The 16,138-nt window shown below is 42.2% G+C and carries 15 protein-coding genes; 4 read left to right on the top strand and 11 right to left on the bottom strand.

Going from position 1 to position 16,138, the window contains the following annotated elements:
* Window positions 1–357: 357 nt before the first annotated feature.
* A complete protein-coding gene (gene psaK / locus H6G68_RS15740) occupies window positions 358–612 on the bottom strand; it encodes a photosystem I reaction center subunit PsaK (RefSeq protein ID WP_071191679.1) in 255 nt (84 codons plus the stop codon).
* Window positions 613–750: 138 nt separating this feature from the next.
* On the opposite strand from psaK, the gene H6G68_RS15735 reads away from it, so the two are divergent.
* The gene (locus H6G68_RS15735) at window positions 751–1,380 is read left to right on the top strand and encodes a phosphoribosylanthranilate isomerase (protein ID WP_190907482.1); all 630 of its coding nucleotides are present in this window, start codon (window positions 751–753) and stop codon (window positions 1,378–1,380) included.
* A 127-nt stretch (window positions 1,381–1,507) separates the two neighbouring features.
* On the opposite strand, the gene folE is transcribed toward H6G68_RS15735, so the two are convergent.
* The 5 genes from folE to H6G68_RS15710 all read right to left on the bottom strand — a co-directional run bounded on the left by folE (window position 1,508) and on the right by H6G68_RS15710 (window position 6,450).
* A complete protein-coding gene (folE, locus tag H6G68_RS15730) occupies window positions 1,508–2,215 on the bottom strand; it encodes a GTP cyclohydrolase I FolE (protein WP_190907481.1) in 708 nt (235 codons plus the stop codon).
* 92 nt (window positions 2,216–2,307) lie between these two features.
* Window positions 2,308–3,033, bottom strand: a complete 726-nt coding sequence (locus H6G68_RS15725; protein WP_190907480.1) for an SDR family oxidoreductase — start codon at window positions 3,031–3,033, stop codon at window positions 2,308–2,310.
* Between the two features lie 346 nt (window positions 3,034–3,379).
* Window positions 3,380–4,360, bottom strand: a complete 981-nt coding sequence (locus H6G68_RS15720) for an acetyl-CoA carboxylase carboxyltransferase subunit alpha (protein WP_190907479.1) — start codon at window positions 4,358–4,360, stop codon at window positions 3,380–3,382.
* 152 nt (window positions 4,361–4,512) lie between these two features.
* Window positions 4,513–5,532 carry a long-chain acyl-[acyl-carrier-protein] reductase gene (locus tag H6G68_RS15715; protein ID WP_016952716.1) on the bottom strand — a complete coding sequence of 340 codons (1,020 nt, stop codon included), beginning with the start codon at window positions 5,530–5,532 and terminating at the stop codon, window positions 4,513–4,515.
* A 219-nt stretch (window positions 5,533–5,751) separates the two neighbouring features.
* On the bottom strand, window positions 5,752–6,450 hold the full coding sequence (locus tag H6G68_RS15710) for an aldehyde oxygenase (deformylating) (protein WP_190907478.1): 699 nt from the start codon (window positions 6,448–6,450) through the stop codon (window positions 5,752–5,754).
* A 281-nt stretch (window positions 6,451–6,731) separates the two neighbouring features.
* Here H6G68_RS15710 and H6G68_RS15705 point away from each other — a divergent pair, with 281 nt between their 5' ends.
* Window positions 6,732–7,559 (top strand): carbohydrate ABC transporter permease, encoded by an 828-nt coding sequence (locus tag H6G68_RS15705; RefSeq protein ID WP_190907477.1) that lies wholly within the window; start codon window positions 6,732–6,734, stop codon window positions 7,557–7,559.
* A gap of 344 nt (window positions 7,560–7,903) precedes the next feature.
* Here H6G68_RS15705 and H6G68_RS15700 read toward each other — a convergent pair whose 3' ends face one another.
* From H6G68_RS15700 to H6G68_RS15690, 3 genes are all read right to left on the bottom strand, one after another.
* Entirely contained in the window at window positions 7,904–8,230 is a 327-nt protein-coding gene (locus tag H6G68_RS15700) for a PIN domain-containing protein (protein ID WP_242045286.1), read from the bottom strand.
* 2 nt (window positions 8,231–8,232) lie between these two features.
* Window positions 8,233–8,448, bottom strand: coding sequence for a hypothetical protein (locus tag H6G68_RS15695; protein WP_190907476.1), 216 nt, complete (start codon window positions 8,446–8,448; stop codon window positions 8,233–8,235).
* 195 nt (window positions 8,449–8,643) lie between these two features.
* Window positions 8,644–8,835, bottom strand: coding sequence for a pentapeptide repeat-containing protein (locus H6G68_RS15690; RefSeq protein WP_199332613.1), 192 nt, complete (start codon window positions 8,833–8,835; stop codon window positions 8,644–8,646).
* 184 nt (window positions 8,836–9,019) lie between these two features.
* Here H6G68_RS15690 and H6G68_RS15685 point away from each other — a divergent pair, with 184 nt between their 5' ends.
* Window positions 9,020–9,286 carry a transporter suffix domain-containing protein gene (locus tag H6G68_RS15685; protein WP_190907475.1) on the top strand — a complete coding sequence of 89 codons (267 nt, stop codon included), beginning with the start codon at window positions 9,020–9,022 and terminating at the stop codon, window positions 9,284–9,286.
* A gap of 37 nt (window positions 9,287–9,323) precedes the next feature.
* On the opposite strand, the gene H6G68_RS15680 is transcribed toward H6G68_RS15685, so the two are convergent.
* Window positions 9,324–13,547, bottom strand: a complete 4,224-nt coding sequence (locus tag H6G68_RS15680) for a chemotaxis protein CheB (protein ID WP_190907474.1) — start codon at window positions 13,545–13,547, stop codon at window positions 9,324–9,326.
* A gap of 845 nt (window positions 13,548–14,392) precedes the next feature.
* Between H6G68_RS15680 and H6G68_RS15675 the strand changes: the two genes are divergently transcribed.
* A complete protein-coding gene (locus H6G68_RS15675) occupies window positions 14,393–14,686 on the top strand; it encodes a 4a-hydroxytetrahydrobiopterin dehydratase (RefSeq protein WP_190907501.1) in 294 nt (97 codons plus the stop codon).
* Between the two features lie 121 nt (window positions 14,687–14,807).
* Here H6G68_RS15675 and H6G68_RS15670 read toward each other — a convergent pair whose 3' ends face one another.
* A complete protein-coding gene (locus tag H6G68_RS15670; protein WP_127052789.1) occupies window positions 14,808–15,821 on the bottom strand; it encodes a hypothetical protein in 1,014 nt (337 codons plus the stop codon).
* Window positions 15,822–16,138: the final 317 nt, after the last annotated feature.

The raw sequence follows: 16,138 nt of genomic DNA, 5'->3' as shown, positions 1-16,138 counted from the left end.
AACTCTACTTTAGGGCTGATACGGAGATGGGGTGATACGGAGATAGGGTGATACGGAGATGGGGAGATGGGGTGACGCGGTGACGGTGGGACGCTCTGACGCGGAGAGTTTGTTTGATCAGCAATTAAGTAGATTAAAACCCTCTTTCTCCCTGCCCCCTGCACCCTGCACCCTGCCCCCTGCCTCCTGCCTTCAGCATAGCTGCCCCCTGCCGTTGGTGTAGGATTCCGCAGGAAGCACCATTGAGAACTTTACCGTTTAAAAATCTAAAATTAAGCTAGACAGGACGGTAGGTAATTTGATTCTGACCTACCGCCTCATTTTTACTCTTTTTAGGAAGAGAGTATCAACTAGAGCTTATAAACGACCAATATTAGTCAGTCCCAAAACAATGCCAATACCAATTACATGACCAAAAGCCATTGCACCAATGAAGGTGGGAATACTAACGGGGAGTAAAGGCATCTGTGGTCCAACTTTGGGATATTTAATCGCAAAACTTAGTAAAAGTACTACTAGGCTGCTGGCACTGATAATGATACCTACGGTAGGACTCCACACGGGTGTTGCGGGAACGGATGCAGCAGCGGCTAGTAAGATAGATGATATCAAGGTGTATTCTCCTAAAATGAAAAAATGAATGTAAACCTACAAAATTATAAAATTACACAGGACAAAGCAAAAGTTTTTGACCAAGCTTAGGCTCATTTTGTGATTATTTGTGATTATTTTTAATTTTTCAGGCTTACAATGCGGGTTAAAATTTGCGGCATTACTCAACCACAGCAGTCTATAGCGATAGCTACCCTCGGTGCAACAGCACTAGGATTTATTTGCGTCCCTACCTCACCTCGCTACGTCACCATAGAGCAAATCCAGGCAGCAGTGGCTCAACTCCCTAGCAAGATTGATAGAATTGGTGTTTTCGCCAACACCAGCATTACTGAAATTAGCCAAACAGTTTTGGCATCAGGTTTGACTGGTGTCCAGTTACACGGAGATGAATCACCAGAGTTTTGCTACCAATTGCGTCAATCTCTGCCCCAAGTAGAAATAATTAAAGCGATGAGAGTTCGCAATCTTGAGCATCTACAAACAGCGGCTAACTATACTAAATTTGTAGATACCTTACTACTTGATGCCTATCATCCTCAACACTTAGGGGGTACAGGTCAAACCTTAGATTGGCAGATACTACAGGAATTCAGCCCCACTTGTCCTTGGTTTTTAGCTGGAGGACTGACACCAAATAATATTTTAGACGCTTTAAGTCAGGTAAAACCCAATGGGATTGATTTATCAAGCGGTGTAGAACGTTCACCAGGTGATAAAGATTTAGACAAAGTAGCCCTATTGTTTCAAAGGCTAGGAAATAGGTGACAGGTGATAGAAGGCAGGGGGCAGGGGGCAGGGGGCAGGGTGTAGAAGGTAATTATTTCTCCTCGTGTCTCCGCGTCCCCGCGTCCCCGCGTCACCCCATCTCCCCATCTCCCCACGTCCCCAATGCCTAGAAAAATGATGCTTGATGGCGAATCAAGTTGAAGAATTCTTCACGGGTTTTTTGCTCTTCTTGGAATACACCCACCATAGAACTGGTAACTGTCCAAGAACCTGGTTTCTGCACACCCCTCATCACCATGCACATATGGCTGGCTTCCATGACAACAGCAACCCCTTTAGGTTCGAGAATTGTCTGAACTGCTTCAGCGATTTGTCGGGTTAGTCTCTCCTGTACTTGCAATCGGCGGGAATACATCTCTACAATCCGGGCTAGTTTACTCAATCCCACAACTTTTTGATTAGGGATATAAGCAACGTGCGCTCTGCCCATAAATGGCAGCATATGATGTTCACACAAGCTAAAGAAATTAATATCTCTTACTAGCACCATCTCGTCATGCCCTTCGTCAAAGATGGCTCCATTGACGAGCTTTTCTAGAGATTGGTTGTAGCCACTGGTGAGAAACTGCATCGCCTCCGCTACGCGCTTGGGTGTTTTTAGGAGTCCTTCTCGTTCTGGATCTTCGCCAACGCCTACTAGTATTGCCCGCACCGCCTCCATCATGTGTTCCGTATGTTCCTCTGTAGGCGGATGCAAATTTGGTTGCCGCCCATCATGAGTATTTCGGTCAGGTCTGGTATCGATGGCTTCTGCCAAGTCAGGAATCAAAGGAGATGTCGAGCGATTGGAACCGTTGGAACTAGCGATAGTCATGATTGAATTCTGGTAAATTTGGTAATTGGTAATTGGTAATTGGTAATTGGTAATTGGTAATTGGTCATGAAAAAAAATGACTCGATTACCAATTAAAGAACACCAGCATTTGACATCAGAGTTAATTCTTCAATTACTGCTTCCTGTGGGAGTAAGACAGTGTGGAGAATCGTCTGAGCCACAATTTCTGGGGTTAACATTTTTGAACGGTCAAAGTTAACATCAACTGTTTCTGTGTCCCAAATTTCGGTATTGACAGAACCCGGACAAATAGCAGTTACACGAATGCCGTGGACTCGTTCTTCTTGAGCTAGAGTTTGAGAAAGGGAGAGTAAGCCAGCTTTGCTAACGCAGTAGGCTCCCCAACCGGCAAAGGCTTGTTTGGCAGCTATGGAAGCGACATTGATAATTGTGCCTGTACCCCGTTGCCGCATTTCTGGCAAAATTCCCATCATGCATTGAAAGGCGCTAGTGAGATTTAAGTTAATCACCTGTTGCCAATCTTCTAGGGGGGTTTCGCTCAAATTGGCGGTGTATCCCATACCAGCATTGTTTACCAGAATATCTATGTTGCCAAATTCAAGAGCGATCGCTTGGATTTTTGCTTGTACTTGGGAAACGCAAGCTAAATCCAGAGTGAAGGCTTTTGCTTCTACACCGATTTCTGTAGCTGTTTTCGCCACAGCCGCCAATTTATGCTCAGAACGGCTAACCAAGGCGACATCTATTCCTGCCTTTGCAAAGGCCAAAGCTGTTGCTTTGCCTATTCCGCTGCTGGCTCCGGTAATCAAAGCGCGTCGTTTTTGCTCAAAACTCATTTTATCTCCCCATTTTTTGGCAGTGCTGTGAGCCACCAGCCACCCATAAGTTAAATAAATCTAAAAATCCGATTATTGTTTTCTGACAAGTGCTATGATGCATTGCCATTATGGGTATATTTCCTACCATTAATTTTTCCAGTCAGGAGAACAAGTATCTGCCTGGAAAATTTGGTCGTCAACTCAAGGCCGATTACTGAATACTACGCAAACTAATCCATTAAATGGAATTTATTTGCTTAACACACAAATGCCTACAGCTGATCAGATTGTTAAAAATCTTTAAGCAGCCCTAGGCAATTATAGCACTGCTGTAGTGCTATGGGATTGTGGCTATTATTTTTAGTTAGTGAGCGAGTTCTGTAAAGACACCAATTTTGCGGAATTTCTCATAGCGGAGTTGGCGGCGTTCTGGGGCGGTTAAACGATTAAGTTCGTCCAAGTTTTCCAACAAGGCTTGTTTGAGAGTTGTAGCTGCACTCAGGGGGTCAGAATGAGCGCCACCGATGGGTTCAGACAATATTTGGTCAATAATTCCCAAGTTTTTCAAGTCGTGGGAGATTATTTTTAATGCCACAGCTGCTTGAGGGGCTTTGCTGGCATCTTTCCACAAAATAGCGGCACAGGCTTCTGGGGTAGCAACGGTGTAAACAGAGTGTTCAAACATCAATAAGCGATCGCCCACTCCAATACCCAAAGCCCCACCAGAACCGCCTTCACCAATGACTGTGCAAAGGATTGGCACATCAAAACAGAACATTTGTCGTAAGTTGTAAGCGATCGCTTCTCCTTGTCCTTGATGTTCGGCTTCTATACCCGCCCAAGCCCCTGGTGTGTCAATAAATGTCACAATCGGCATACTAAACTTGTTGGCGTGTTCCATTAACCGCAGGGCTTTACGGTAGCCACCCGGTGCAGCCATACCAAAATTCCGGGCGACATTATCTTTAGTATCCCGGCCTTTTTGATGTCCCAACATCACCACAGGTTGTCCACCCAAACGACCAACACCACCAACTAAAGCTGGATCATCACCTCCACAGCGATCGCCATGTAACTCCATCCATTCATCACTGATGGCCTGAATATAATCTAGAGTACTAGGACGGCGTGGATGTCGAGCTACTTGCAGTCTCTGAGATGGGGTGAGACTACTAAAAATTTCCTCACGCAATTTCATAGCCCTTGTTTCCAGTTGGCGAATTTGACCAGAAACATCAACGCCATTTTCTTCTGCAAGTTTCCGAATTTGGTCAATCCGGGTAGCCAATTCTGCTAACGGCTTTTCAAAATCCAACAGTAGCGGTTTGCGCTCAGTAATTGCCATAGTTAGGGAATAGGGAATAGGGAGATGGGCAGCAGGGGAGCAGGGGAGCAGGGGAGCAGGGGAGAAAAATTTTATATTTTAGATTGGAGTTGATAAAAACAATCCAAAATCCAAAATCCAAAATTGTGTCACCAGTCCCCAATCCCCATTACCTAAACTAATAGTGGTCTAAATCCATGTTTAATCGATACTTGACCAATTTGCTCCATTTTGTCTACGGTAATCTGATTGCGACCCCAAGAAAAGTTTGTGTATAACTTCTCAAATTCCAGCAGCATTGATTCCGCAAAACAAGCAAACAACTGGCGTGCTGGTACATCCATATTGACAATTTTCATAATTTTCCAGTCAATATCTAGGGAATGCTCAACAATTCCACCGTTTAACACATACACACCAGGATGCTGAATTTTTGTCCCTAAGTTTTTCGGATAGCCACCATCAATCAGTAAACAGGGTTGTTTCAACACTGTGGGGTCAATTTCTACACCTTTGGGCATACTGGCAACCCAAACGACAATATCGGCTTGGGGTAGTGCTTCCTGTAGACCCATAATTTTACCTCGTCCCAGTTCAGCTTGCAATTCTTGGAGACGTTCTTGGTTACGGGCTATCAGCAGTAGTTCTTGGACATCTGTCTTTTTATCTAGCCAGCGTGTAACTGCACTACCAATATCCCCAGTTGCACCACACACCGCCACAGTTGCTTTCGACAGTTCTATTCCTAGTTGTTTGGAGGCTTCTTCTACTTGCCGACAGATAATGTAGGCTGTATGGGTATTGCCTGTGGTGAAGCGTTCAAACTCTAATTTGACGTTACGGACTTGGCTAAACTGCTCTAAATTAAAGTTCTCAAAAATAATTGAGGAAAATCCACCTAAAGCCGTAATATCAATGCCATGCTTCTGAGCATGAGCCATAGCATTCAGAATTTTGCGTGTTGCTGCTTTAATGCGGCGATTGGCCAGCATTTCCGGCAAAAAGCAAGATTCTACATACCGTCCTTCAATTTTTTGCCCAGTGATGCTGGTGACTGTGATGTGATCAACAATTTGCGGCGGAGCGCTACACCAAAAATCTAGCCCTTGATCGGCATATTCTGGGTATCCCAATTCTTGAGCTACGGATTGAGCGTGTTCTAAACTAGTCAGATGTCCAATTAGACCAAACATGTAGTGATATATTAGGCGTGTGCTGTCAAAAGCGGGAAATTAGCGGGTAAGAGATAATACCTAACTCTTAAAAATACTACACAAAGTGTCCAAATAATTCGTAATTCGTAATTCGTAATTCGTAATTACACTCCCGGTTTTAGGCATTTAGTTGGGAAGATAGATGCTACCTTAATTTTTCCCTCAGGGGTAACAGGTTAGTCACCCCTATGGGAATATTTAGACAGGTAGGAGTCCGTAAGCTGAGAGACGCATAATATCACGAGTTGTGAAGCCGATGTTACTTAATGCTTCACCGTATTGAATCATGAAATCTTCCACTAAGGCTTCTTTTTCCATTGCCAAGACGTGGGCATCATCTGCTACTTGGTTGAGCATTTTCCATACCAGGGGCAGATTTTGGCGGTTGGCTGTTTCTAATTCAGCTTTGGATTCGGTAAAGTGTGCTTTCAGCCAAACTTCACCAAAGTTAAGATGGCTGTATTCTTCTTTAACTACACCTTCTGTGATTTTGCGGGCAAAATCATCAGCGACGGGGATGTAGATGTTGTATGCAGCGATCGCAAAACATTCAATAATTAAAGCTTGAATCAGCAAGCAAGTAACAACTTTACCTTCTGCGGCTGCGGTTTGAAAATTTTGGTGTAGTCCTGAGAAAAACTCCTGAGCAAATTGCATATCTGGTGTGACTTGCAAGTTGCGTCCACAAGCCTCAAATCCTTTTTTGTGGCGGCTTTCCATCTTCGATAAGCGAATCAGGTCGTCTTTACTTTCCGGTAGCAGTTCAGCCAGTTGGATGTAATTATCATGGGCTTCTTGTTCCCCTTCAATCACGATGGCGTTAATACGGCTATATGCGTCTTTGTATTTTTCACTCTGGAAATCAATTTTTTCAATTTCTTCAACAAGCTGCTGCATGGTATGTTTACTCCGGAACACTGAATCATTTGATACAAAAATTTAATCAACCATAGTAATTTAAGGTAATTATCACTGTGGTTTAATTTAACTTAACAAGAAATTATAGCTATTAGATTAGTTTTTACTGGGGGTGATGCACTAGTCCTAGGAGGCAGGAGGCAAGAACCTGGATAAAAAAAGCGGCGTTGCATATGCTTTTGCGTAGTTTATGACTGTAAAGTTATTTCTGCAATGCTGTACTTTTCCTAAAAAAATCAATGTGTTGAAAGCCATAACTCATGTCCAAACCAAACTGGAATCTGAAAACCGGGAATTTTTTGAGCCTCATAGTTTTACTGCTGGGAGCATTGATCGTTTTACTGCCGTTGATTGTAGTCTTTCTCACTTCCTTTGCTTCTACAGGTACAACGCCAGGAGTTTTGGGACAAAATAACTGGACTTTAGCGAATTACTGGGAAGCTTGGGAAAGAGGGAAGTTTTTACTGGCATTTGCTAATTCTACCTTGGTAGCGATCGCAGTGACGGCTTTTCAAATTATCACATCTGCTTTGGCAGGTTACGCCCTCGCCAGGCTGAAATTTTGGGGTAGACAAGCGCTGCTGTTAGTGGTATTGGCAACCTTGGTGATTCCCTTTCAGTTATTGGTGATTCCCATCTTTTTGGTGTTGAAGTGGGGACACATGATCAATACCTACTGGGCTTTGATTTTACCCTCTGCGGTAAACGGCTTTGGAATTTTTCTGTTACGTCAATATTTCCAGACAATTCCCATAGAATTGGAAGAAGCAGCAGCCATTGATGGCGCGAACCGACTGCAAATTTTGTGGCGCATCATGTTACCTTTAGCACGTCCAGCTTTAGTAACGCTGTTTTTGTTCACCTTTATTGGGGAATGGAACGATTTATTTAAGCCTTTAGTATTTACTACACGCCCGGAATTAAGAACGGTGCAGTTAGCATTGGCAGAATTTCAAGAACAATTTACCAATAATTGGCCGTTGATGATGGCAGCAGTGACAATTTCTACTGTACCTGTGATGGTGTTATTTCTGATTGGACAAAAGCAGTTTATTCAAGGTATTGCGACGACGGGAATTAAGAATTAAGATTGGTCAAAATCAGGATATCCAGGATTTAAGGATGTACAGGATGTATGTTTCTGTTTTTTTTCATGTCAAGACTTGACAAGACGTAAAAAGTAAATTACACTTATGTTATGATTATAAATCTGTGCGCGCATATATAGTAAAAATTTCAAGAGAAAAACGACGCGCAGAAAGATTAGCAGAACCATTACGCGCTCTTGATGTTGAACCTGATTTTGGCGATGATGAATAGAAGCAAAGAGCCAGGAAAGATAATTGCAATTCAAGAAGCGGAACGCCAATTCTCAATTTGCAAATGGGGTACTCTTTGAAATTCTCTCACATTAGATGTGACGATAATGTGATTATTGAGTTATTGCTGTTGCTGCGATAAGTACATCATAAGCACCTATAGGCGAGCCTGATATTTTCAAAAAACTTCTGATTTCGGCAGATTGCTCCGCTTCTTTGGAGCCAAAAGTTAAAATTGTAATTGAATTTAAGAATGTCTCAATTAATGGTTGGATTTTAACGGCGCGTTGTGGATTAATTGCTAATCCATATTTCAACTCCATAACTGTTAAAGATGAAATGAAAATATCCGCAGGAGAGATAGATTTTAATTTCTTGAGGGTGCTTTCTTCTCCCTTAACAAAATCACTAACTACGCAAGTATCAAGTAGATATCCCATGATTAAAATTCTACTTCCTTTGGTGGTAATAGCTCATCTCGATATGACTCAAAAATGATACTTTCTTCTGTCCCTTGATATTGCAGAATTATTTCTGGCCAAGTGGTGGGTTTTGTAGCTAAGAAAGTTACAAATACTGGACTTTCACTAATTCCCTCTGGTATTTCAACCAGTTCAACTTGTCCATGTTTATAAATTCCTTCAATGGTTTGTAACATATAGTATTCCCTCCATACAAAATTTGACTAAACTTTTTAAGTAGTGCATAACTTCTGTTGTATTTTAACCTTAGTTTTCTGCATTAATTTAATTATACATATACAAAAAGCCAAATCCAAGTACGGAAACAACGTACTTTTCTAAAATTTAGAGAAGTTTGAGCAAGTATTTGAGTATTTATTTTTGCTCTATGTTTAAGGATGAATTGTACCATCAGGCATCATCGCTGCGGTAAGGTTTGCGCCCTGAAGATTAGCTTGATCCAAATTGGTTTGGAACAGGTTAGCTTGGAACAGATTGGCTTCTGAAAGGTCGGCTTGGAACAGGTTGGTTTGGAACAGGTTAGCTTGGAGCAGATTGGCTTCTGACAGGTTAGCTCCTGGCAACGCAATTGTAGCTCTATAATTTCACTACTCAGGAATTTTATGCAAACGAAATAAACAATTCTTTGCGCTCTTTCCTTTGCGCCTCTGCGTCTCTGCGTGAAACAAAAAATCCACAATGTAAGGTAAACCACTCCAGCCAAACAGATAAAAACACTAAACTCAGATTTTGTAACAATCAGGAATTATGCAAAAGCTGGGTTTGATTTTAATTATTGTCTCATTTTTCCCGTGGCTGGCGATCGCTGTAATTGTGCCATTTCTACCTATTTCCGTAGCTCAAAAAGCCTTATTAGTACCAGCGTTATTGGTTTTTGCGGAAATTATATTTTGGTTAGGTGTGCTATTGGTAGGTAAAGAAGTCGCCCAGAAGTATCGACGTTATTTGACTGTTCGTTATCTAAAGATACTGCTAAGAAAAATCAGGCGTAGGAGAAGCAAAAGAGCAAAATAGACTCTTTCCCCCCTGCACCCTGCACCCTGCACCCTGCTCAATTTTTACCTCGTCCAGCTAGATTCGCCACCATGATTACCAGTTGAGATAAATCAATAGGTTTAGCCATGTGCATTTGGAAACCTGCCAAATAAGCTTCTTGGCATTCCTCATCACGAACGTATCCCGTCAACGCTGCTGCGGGAATTTGTCCTCCGGCTTCAGCAGTGAGCGATCGCACCTGCCGGATTAAACTATAGCCATCCTCTTTCATCATCCCAATATCAGATAGCAGCACATCATATATGCCAGGGTTAGTTGTGAGTATTGAGAATGCGTCCTGAGCAGATATAGCCGTCCTTACCTGGGCCCCATACCCTTCCAGCATTGTCATCAGTAATTCACGCATATCTGCCTCATCATCCACAACTAGTACACGTAAACCCTCCAGTGACGGCAGATCATCAGTCCTTGATTCTAGACCTTCTGTCAAGGCTCTCACCCCTGAATCACTCGGCAACCAGTTCTCCTTGATAGTGGAAGAAAGCGGTAGCCTAACGATTATGGTTGATCCTAGCCCCTCACCTGGACTTTCTGCATAAACTGTACCACCATGAAGTTCGACCAAATAACGGACAATCGATAGTCCCAAACCAATTCCGTTATAGGCGCGAGTTTTGGTGCTATCAGCCTGCCGGAAGCGCTCAAAAACATAAGGAAGAAAGTCATTAGCGATACCAATACCCGTGTCACTAACTCGAATCTCGGCTTGGGAATCAACACGTTCCAGAGTGACTTCAACACGTCCCCCCTCAGGGGTAAATTTAACAGCATTAGAAAGCAAATTCCAGAGAATCTGTTGCAAGCGGTCTAAATCACCCAGTACTTTTCCAATTGCAGGTTGCAGATCAGATACAATCTCAATGTTTTTAGCCCCTGCGGACAACCGCACAACTTCAAGGGCTGAACCAATTACAGGAACGAGATCAATTAGGCTATTGTTCAGACGGAGTTTACCAGTCGTAATGCGCGAAATATCTAAGAGATCCTCAATTAGTTGGGTTTGCGCCCTAGCGCAGCGCTCGATGACTTCAAGTCCCTGAGAAATTTGATCTGCCCCAAGACTTTGCGTGCGGAGTAACTGAGACCACCCCAACATGGCATTAAGCGGGTTGCGGAGTTCATGGGAGAGAATAGATAAAAACTCATCTTTGGCGCGGTTAGATACCTCTGCTTGCAAGCGGGCTGACTGCTCCTGAGCCAATAACTGGGCGCGTTCTGCCGCGAACTGCTTCTGCTGCGTGATATCCTGAATTGCCAACAGAATCATCGGTTCATTGTCTTTTTGAATAATTTTACAACCATTGAGCAGCATAATTCTGTACCCAATTTTCTCAAAGACGCTCTCTACCTCAAAGTCGTGAAGCCGAATATTTTTGAGGAAAATTTCTTCTAGGAGCGTGATCAGATTGGGAATGTTCCACTGACCGTTTCCTAGCTCAAATATTAGTTGCTGCTCTGTTTGTGCTGATGAAATTTGGAACGTTTGATAAAAAGCGTGATTGGCTGTCACAACTCGTAAACTAGAATCAATCACCACTAAAGGTTGTGGCACAGTTTCCACGATGGCTTCGGCATAATTACGGGACTGTTCTAGCTGCTGGGCGCTACGCTTAATGGCATCAATATCTACCAATACCATCACTACGCCATCAATTTGATTGTTTGTAGTCCTGTAAGGTCGAATTCGCAGATTATACCAATGCCCTTGCTGGTCTTGCACTTCTAGTTCTTTGACATTCAGGGTGTCAATCACTTCTAATAGCAATGACTCTAAATTAGCAACATTGATTGTGGAGCGAATATCACTAAATGGTCGCCCCACATCTGTGGGAATCAAATTGAGGAGTTGCTGTGCTGTGGGAGTGAAGCGCCGAATCCGTAAATCATTTGCCAATATTAAAATAGGAATATTCACACTACTGAGCAAATTCAACAGATCGTTGTTGACATGGTGTAATTCCAGATTTCGACTTTGCAGTTCTTCGTTGGTTGTTTTCAGTTCTTCGTTGGTTGCTTGAACCTCTTCTTTTGCTGTTTGCAACTCTTCATTAGTACTTTGTAGTTCTTCGTTGCTGGACAGAATTTCTTCATTTGCCACTTTCAAGTCTTGAGTTGTGGCTTCCTGCTCCTGAATCATCGATTCTAAATACTCTTGAGTCAGAGCAAGTTCGTGTTTAGCGGCTACCAGTTCCTGTTTGAATCGAACTATTTCCGAAACTATGTCTCCCTGTTCTTGATTTTCAGGTGTTATGGCAATTTGCTCTGCTAATGAAGGTACATCTTCAAATAAGACAAGAAAGTAGCGAGTTTCTACTGCTAAGGGAGTTTTGACCGGAATCACCTCAACATTAACTTTCCTGGGCAATTCACTGCCATCAATCTGTAAATTTTCCTTTCTTACGGAAACATCGAGCCTTTTGGACTGATGAATTGCGGTACGCAACTCTTCTAGTAAGCCCTTTCGAGCCATTTTCAGCAAATTGAAGCTGGGCTGACCTGGAGCAGGTCTTAAATAAAAACTGGTATCTCCGCGAAATTGGAGAATATCCATATTGTCGCTGATCAAAACACCAATTGGGGCATAACGATTTAAGACAATTTGGTCAGCTTCTTTGTGCAAATCATCAATATCCCAAGACTTATCACTTATTTTCTTGTCAAGGTTTACTCTCGCTACGGGATAGTTGCCCCTGGAAAAGTTAAAATTCAGATTAGTAGGTACTAATTTCTTAGAATAAATCTTGTTCCTTCTATCTACTAAGGCAAATAAGTCTGAGAATTCTCCCGCACTCTCTGAGTTACCTAACATCAAAAATCCTGTGGGCTTAAGACTGTAATGGAAAATTGTCATTAACTGCTTTTGTAAACCAGATTCTAAATAAATCAGCAAATTCCGACAAGTAATCAGATCCAGATTGGAAAATGGTGGATCACTAATCAAGTTTTGTCTTGCAAATATACACTGTTCACGAATTGATTTGCTGATTTGATATCCGCCCTCTACTTCAATAAAAAAACGTCTGAGCCGTTCTGGTGAAACATCAGTTATTTCGTTCTGCTTATAAATACCTGACCTGGCTTTTTCGATTCCTATTTCATTAATATCTGTAGCAAAAATTTGGATAGTAGGTTTGGAAATGACATCTTCCAAAAACTCTAACAAGCAAATAGCAATGGAGTAAACTTCCTGACCAGTGGCACATCCTGTCACCCAGATCCGAATTGGCGACTGTACTGACTTACCCTTAACAATACTCGGAAATACTCTCTCCTTTAAGGCTTGATAAGCTTCACTATCACGGAAAAAACTGGTGACATTGATGAGAATCTCCTGGTATAAAGCCTGTACTTCAGCCGGATGGTTTTGGAGATAATCGACGTAATCCTCCAACCGTTCCAGATTGTACAACATCATCCGTCGATCAAGTCGCCGTTTTAAGGTAGTTTGCTTGTAGCGGCTAAAGTCAACTCCGGTAGCACTTTGCAGTAAAGTAAAGATTGTGGGTAGAGCTTCCTGACTTTCTGTAAGTGGCTCGACTGTTGGTGAAAGAACCGACCGGGTAAAGTTGGGATGAAGAGCAATTTTTGCTAGTTCTGCGGCAATTTCCTGTGGTGACAAAATGAAGTCTACATGACCTGTGGCTATGGCAATGCTCGGCATTTCCCGAAATTGAGCCGATGTTTCAGACTGAGCAAAGGTAATACCGCCGGCTGCCTTAATTGCCTGTGTTCCCATTGTGCCGTCTGCATCACTTCCAGATAGGACAACACTAATTGCTTTGTTTCCCTGTTCTGCTGCCAATGAATTTAAAAAGGCATCACCTGGCCTGTATCTCCCTTCAACTTTCTCACGGGGTACGAGTTTTAATATCCCTTGCTCTAGGGTCATTTTCGTATTCGGGGGAATAATGTAGACTTGGTTCGGTTCTATGGCTATGCCAGAGTGCGCTTCGTGGACAGGCATCGGAGTTGTCTTAGCTAGAATCTCAGTCAGTAGGCTCTGATGATTGGGGTCTAAGTGCTGAATCAGTACAAATGCCATCCCAGTATCGATTGGTAAATTCTCTAGCAGTTCGGTGAATGCTTCTAATCCCCCCGCAGAGGCTATAATCCCGACAATTGGAAATAGTTTATTGCTTTGAGTCTGCTGTTTTTCTTCCCCGACTTCTACAGCTTTGGTATCGGATTGGATTGGTTCAGAAGACTTTTTATCGTTCATATAAAATTAGTTATTCCTGTCATTAACCCGGCAAAGAATTTTAGATTTTAGATTTTAGATTTTAGATTGACCTCAGTTGTCTAATGTAGTTGCGCTGAATAAATAATTTGAGATTTGGGATTTTAGGTTTGTCTTCAGGTTTAAATTCGGGTGATTCTCTACGTTGCCGGAGCGTGTCGTAGACAGATGCTGGGTTTAGCTTGCTTCCCCGAAGGAATACAGACCTTTTTATAGCCGTTGCTAGGGTAATTAGGAGAACCATTATTTCCGAGATCCTGATTGATACAGACAAGAATTTTAAAAAGCTCACCGCTGTGTCCTAGCGCGAGTGTAGCTATTAGCTAACTACTGACGCTCATAAATTTAAAATCCGGTCAATTATTTCTTGAACGACTACTAGTAAAGCATGGCAAAAATAAGCCTACCATTCAAAATCTCTGAAAACCTTAAGCTGTATTATTTTTAATTTTTAATTTTTAATGCCAAGAAAGCAGCAGTAGTGGATAAATTATGCAAATTTAGTACAAATATGTGGTGGTTTGATAAATAAAGGTAAATACCTGTTAGGACTATTTTAGCTGTTATTTTTACTCCATAACGTAAACTACCATAAATTGAGTTAAAGACATATCTAGCAGCAGGTAGATAAATATGTTTAATTTTATGAAGAGCGATTATCGCCAACTAATCTATGAGAAGTAAGTTTTCTCGTCAGTGTTGGTAATTGGTAATGGAGAAAATTCTTACCCATCTCTGAGTGCATCTATGTCTGTTGATGAACCCCAGTTATGGGAACTTGGTAGTATAAAGTGAAATATCTACATAAATCAGGAGTGCAGTCACCGATGGCAGGACATAAGCTCAGTGAAGCAGAACTACAACAAGCCCTTACTAGTTTACCTGGATGGCAAATCAAAGAAGGCAAATTATACAAAGAATATAAATTTAACTCTTTCCCAATTGCGTTAGGTTGGATGGTTAGCGTTGGTGTTCACGCGGAAACAATGGGACATCACCCCGAATGGTTTAATGTTTACAACACCGTTCGGGTGAATCTGGCTACCCACGACATTGGTAATGCTATCAGCAATTTAGATATTGAACTGGCGAAGAAAATGGAAGAAATCTATAATTCGTAATTCGTAATAATGCCTCCGGCAGGCTATCGCCAACGTAATTCGTAATTGGGAACAGGGAACAGGAATTAATTATGATCCTCTTCTTTCTAGTTCCCAATGACTAATGACTAATGACTAATGACTAATTAGTTTCCTGAATCTGTAACCTAATGGTGTGTTGTGTTGCGCCACTGAGTTGCAGTTCCATGATTTCGCCTCCAAGTGGTTCTACGCAAGTGAGGAGCGATCGCAGATTGGGTGTACTCGCGCCAGTATCAACATACAATCTATCGGCTAAGTTACTGATTTTTTTCCAAGTCATATATAACTTAGCAATGCTTTGTTCCATCTGCGATGCCTGATTTACCAAGTCAGCCGCAATACTTAAACAGCCGATTCTTTGCGCTTCTTCTAAGGCTGTTTCAATATCTACATTTTCCTCTGTCAGCGCCTGAACTTGGGCAGCTGATTTGAGATATTTTCCTAATTGACGCGCTTCTGTGGTTGCCTGCTTGAGAGTATCAACATCAGGATTGGCGGCTATATCCCTTTGTAATGCCTTTTGGTGTGATTCAGGCAGTTTCTCCATTTCCTTCACCAAAGGGGCAATGTAGCGCGGTGGTAGGGTGTTATCTGCGGCTTTTTCCCTAACTTCCTCTGGTAATAAATCTGAGGACATAGCTGTCCATTCATCGGTGAGTTGACGGACTTCTCTGCGGGTGATGCGATCGCCTTTTTGCGCGGCTTCACTCACCATCTGTTGCACTTCTGGGGAGGCTTTGGCGGTTTCTACAAAGGCACGTTTACTAAAATTATTGACACTACCTGGGTCAAGTTTGCCATCTTCAATTAGAGTATCAGCACTATTTGCGAGTTGAATCCAGCTATAAGCTTGAGTTTTACTAATTTCCCGTTCTTTGAGCCATTTGAGAAAACCTGCACCGCGTCCGTCTCCGTTTTTCTTTTCTCTGTCACGGACTGAGCGTAAAATGCGACCACGCCAAATTTCTGTTTGTAAATCAAAGCGATCGCATACTTGCCATGCTACATCTAGCTGCTGTAAAAAGTCAGACTCCAGAATCTGTTCATCTTCTGGATCTGGTAGTTCAAAGTCTAAGTCTACTGGCTGTTGCAGTGCAGCAGCAAGGTCATTCATAGAGTCGGTATCTTGCACGATGGATAGCTGGTTGGTGTATGCGATTAGCCGATTGCGACAAACAATAAGCAGTTAAGTATTATAGTTGATAAATTTAAAATTACGTGAATTAGACAAATCCAGATTTTTAATTGACGTGTGTTGCTGCTATAAGTCTTGAACCGAACACGATATCAAATATCAAATAGTTCATAAAACTTACGCACTGTACAAATTAATCATTACAGCAGATTGCAGATCAATGAGGTACAGAATCAAAATTGAAACCTAGACACATTCGCCAGTTTTACTCCTGACTCCTGACTCCTGACTCCTGA

The sequence above is a fragment of the Anabaena catenula FACHB-362 genome, assembly GCF_014698735.1.
Lineage (GTDB): Bacteria > Cyanobacteriota > Cyanobacteriia > Cyanobacteriales > Nostocaceae > Anabaena > Anabaena variabilis_A.
This window is presented reverse-complemented; position numbering and strand designations above follow the sequence as displayed.